Source organism: Pseudomonas sp. AU12215, assembly GCF_001675465.2.
GTDB lineage: Bacteria > Pseudomonadota > Gammaproteobacteria > Pseudomonadales > Pseudomonadaceae > Pseudomonas > Pseudomonas nitroreducens.
The window spans coordinates 1-3,538 of sequence record NZ_MACM02000088.1 but is presented as its reverse complement, the minus strand read 5'-3'; the positions used below and the strand labels follow the sequence as shown (position 1 = coordinate 3,538).

Below are 3,538 nucleotides of genomic sequence, written 5' to 3'. Positions count from 1 at the left end.
AAATGCCCGATTGAGGTCATGACAGAGGTAGTGGCGTTGCAGCATGATGCACCTGCTTCAATCCAGTAACCGTGTTGCACTCAGCTTCTGCAACCGCCGAGGTATTCTTTATTCTCTTCGGCAACAGGGCTCTGCTTGCCAAGCTAAATGCCTATGTGTCAGGCGTAGTTCAGGGTATAGAGAAGGCTGACTTGGAGCCTGAGCACTCTGCGCTATTGGTGAAGGATGGCGTACCAACCCGTGCTCATATCCCTGAGTGGGTAAGAAGAGCTGTATTTTTCCGTGATCGCGGAATGTGTGCGTCATGTAACAAAGACCTGAGCGGGTTGGTGACAATAGCTACCCCAAAACATTTCGACCATATCGTTCCCCTTGCGGAGGGAGGGATTAACGATGTAACGAACATGCAGCTTCTCTGTGATGCGTGCAACCTCGTCAAAGGCCGAAAGCTGGTTAAAACATCTAGTAGATACGAAGCGTGGTACACGTGAGTTTCAAATGAATTTAGGGCGGTTGATTTATTAAGGGGTGTGCTTGAAGTAAAGCTTGATTAGTTAACCAGAGAGGCTTGTGGTTAGCGGATACTTCGATAATGGGAGGTATGGCGTTGCGAGGTGACATCATGCGCGCGGTCAAGCGTGCCCACACTGGGCCGGAGATCATCGTTCGCCAAGCGTTGCATGCTCTGGGGCTCAGGTTCCGTCTGCATCGACGAGATCTCCCGGGTTCGCCGGACATAGTCCTGCCGCGATTTCGGACGGTGGTCTTCGTGCATGGGTGTTTCTGGCATCGACATCCTGGCTGCCGCTACGCGAGCACGCCGAAGACTAGGCAGGAATACTGGCTTCCCAAGTTTGGGGCAAACGTTCAGCGTGATGCAAAAAAAGAAGCCCAGCTACGAGAGCTGGGCTGGCGTGTATTGGTGATCTGGGAATGCGAAACTCGCAAGCCTGCAGAGCTTGAGGGGCGAATCAGGCGGGAATTTCCTGGCGCCGGTTCTGCTCGTACCTCTCGACATGGCGCATGAGACTTTCACCGATCACTTCACCCAGTCGGACCGGTACGGCATTGCCAATCATCCGACCCACTGCTTTGAACGTGATGTCTTTCGGCGGCATGAACTCATAATCCCTGGGGAAGGACTGCAAGATCGCCGCTTCTCGAAGAGACAATGCGCGGGCCTGCTCGTAATGGCCAAATCGACCATTACCAAAGCCATAGCAGAGTGTGGTCATCGTGGGGCTCGGCTCATCTCTCTTCATTCGGCCATAGACACTGGGGTAGGTTTTGCCGCTGGCCTTGCGGTGGCATTCTGCGACGAGGTGCGGTGGCCAATCCCGCCATGTACCTCCTTCACGAGAGTGCAGGATTCGCTGGAGATTGATCGGGGTCAGCGTAGCGGCGCGATGCATCGGATCATCCGGGTCGCAATCACCTGCTGCGATTCGGGGTAAATCACCGATCATTTCCATGACGCTGACAGGTGCATCACGGTGAGTGGGCTCAATGAGTTTGATCGGACCGAGCCTCGATGCCAGCAATACATGGCGACGCCGGTGCTGAGGTAGACCGTATTCAACGCAAGCCACACGGTTGGCCCACACTTTATAGCCCTGCCGCTCAAGGTTTTTCACGAAGTCGCCATAGACCTTGTGCTTGGTCACGTCTGGTACGTTTTCCATCGTGACCAGCTCCGGCTTGACCTGCCGGATCAGGCGCGCAAAATGATAGAGTAGTGGCCACTTGCTATCACTGCTGGTGTCCCGCCCTTGGTTGTAGGTGGAGAAGGGTTGGCAGGGCGCGCAGCCAGCAAGCAAGCGGTAACGGCCTTCGACTCTCGGGTACCAGGCGCTCAATTCCCTCTTGGTGAGTTTCTTGACGTCTTTGGCCACGAATACTGCATCATTGTTGACTTCGTAGGCGTGCTTGCACTGGGCCTCGATGTCGTAGCCGGCGTGGACGTCGATACCGGCATTACGCATGCCAGCGGTAAGGCCGCCAGCGCCACAAAAGAGGTCAACTGCATCAATCATAGGGTGAATCTTCTTTCAAGCGAGGCGCATTTTAGTCACTCGAGGTTTCAAGTCGAGTGTCGGTTCTGTCGGGTAAGCCCATCCATCCTGGATGCGGAACATGACTTCGTCTTTCAGGAAGACATGAGCCGGATATTCGGTGATCTGATAACCCAATAGACTGACGACACCTGGCTCGAGATACTCAATGAGCTGGACTTCCCAAACGAAAACACCGTGCTCGGTTTCAAGCTCGAACGGGGTGGAGTACTTCACCCAATCGTTGCCGGAACGCTCGCCGTCGTTGCTCTCAAGCTCTTCGATACCCTCGGACAGAAGGGGAAATTCTTGGCCATCCATCACGTAGCTGCCGTCGGTGCAGATCTCGATCCAGTACATTTCTAGTCATCCTTGGCATCGGTTGTGCGAGATCATCGATCACGTGGCGCGTCACGTCAATTGTCAGGTTGCGATCGCTGCTTGGTGGCTAAGTGCCATTGAGGCCGCTAGGGTGCTAGTGAAGCCGTCCTCCATCGACAGGATGGTCTCTGCAGTGATAGCTGCAAGTGAGCGTGCCATGTTGTTCCCGAGAGAGAGATTCCAGGGCATCCGTCCAGATATTAGTCGTTTAGAGGCTGCGAGAGTTGCATTGGATCGGGCTGTCAATGCGGAGCGTTCGATGCGGTGGTGCTTGACTCTGTGGGGGCGCTTCGTCCGGATGCGAGATGGCTATCGATGCGTGCATTGCGAGTCTTCGCAAGGTATCCAGGCGCATCATATTTTTCGTCGTGCCACTTTTCCGGATGGTAAGTACGAGCTGGGCAACGGAATCACTCTTTGCCGAACATGCCATAAATCCTTGCACGTCCAGTTCAATGGGCGGCCTCTCGATAGAGAGCCGCTCAACGAACGCGGTGGTGACGACCAGGATGAAATGGCTTATCTCTACGGTCGCCTTGATGTCGATGCTGACGACCGAGGGCTCGATAAGGAGCGCTTCTATTTCATCAGCGACCGGATGTTGGAGTACTTCATAGCGATGCAGGGATACGAGCCGCTTCTTCAGGCCGTACAGGCAGGGGAGACGAGTCGCATACATTTTGCGCACTCCATATGGCGGAGCATGTCAGAGCATTTCTATCAGACTGTCTATGGTCAGATCCTGGGTGCTGCATTCGCTACTGACCAGTAAATCCGACCTTTCGCCATTTGTTTATGCGACCAGTATGGATGATTTCATATGGAAGGGGACGCGCATGAGTTCTTTCATCCTGCTCGCGCTATAGGCAAGTAGACTCTTCCGATTGTCGGAGTGGATTCCGAGAGGCCGTTTTTAACGGACATGGTGGAGCCGCTTGCTGTACTGAGGTACTGGAAAGATAGTCCTGGCGGCCTTCATTTTTAGAAATTTGGCTTCGGGCGTCGGAGTGGGCGGCCGCAAAAACTGAGTGCAACACCCGACCATTTCGGTAAGGTGTTGCCCCATGTCCTATCACGAACTCAGCGCCACAGAGCGCGTCACGATC

General features: G+C 54.3%; 5 protein-coding genes. 3 read left to right on the top strand and 2 right to left on the bottom strand.

Annotation, left to right across the window (positions count from 1 at the left end):
* Positions 1-293 precede the first annotated feature (293 nt).
* Both A9513_RS36775 and A9513_RS34935 read left to right on the top strand, forming a co-directional pair.
* Positions 294-491 (top strand): HNH endonuclease, encoded by a 198-nt coding sequence (locus A9513_RS36775; protein ID WP_083196127.1) that lies wholly within the window; start codon positions 294-296, stop codon positions 489-491.
* Positions 492-592: 101 nt separating this feature from the next.
* Positions 593-1,027: a very short patch repair endonuclease gene (locus tag A9513_RS34935; protein ID WP_079392153.1), complete on the top strand. Its 435-nt coding sequence runs from the start codon at positions 593-595 to the stop codon at positions 1,025-1,027.
* On the opposite strand, the gene A9513_RS14505 is transcribed toward A9513_RS34935, so the two are convergent.
* Entirely contained in the window at positions 972-2,042 is a 1,071-nt protein-coding gene (locus tag A9513_RS14505) for a DNA cytosine methyltransferase (RefSeq protein ID WP_079392154.1), read from the bottom strand. The two genes, A9513_RS34935 and A9513_RS14505, sit on opposite strands and share 56 nt — an antisense overlap.
* A gap of 6 nt (positions 2,043-2,048) precedes the next feature.
* Complete coding sequence (locus A9513_RS14500) at positions 2,049-2,411, bottom strand: hypothetical protein (RefSeq protein ID WP_043157651.1); 363 nt, start codon at positions 2,409-2,411, stop codon at positions 2,049-2,051.
* Between the two features lie 142 nt (positions 2,412-2,553).
* Here A9513_RS14500 and A9513_RS36770 point away from each other — a divergent pair, with 142 nt between their 5' ends.
* Positions 2,554-3,204: an HNH endonuclease gene (locus A9513_RS36770; protein ID WP_367652089.1), complete on the top strand. Its 651-nt coding sequence runs from the start codon at positions 2,554-2,556 to the stop codon at positions 3,202-3,204.
* Positions 3,205-3,538 lie beyond the last annotated feature (334 nt).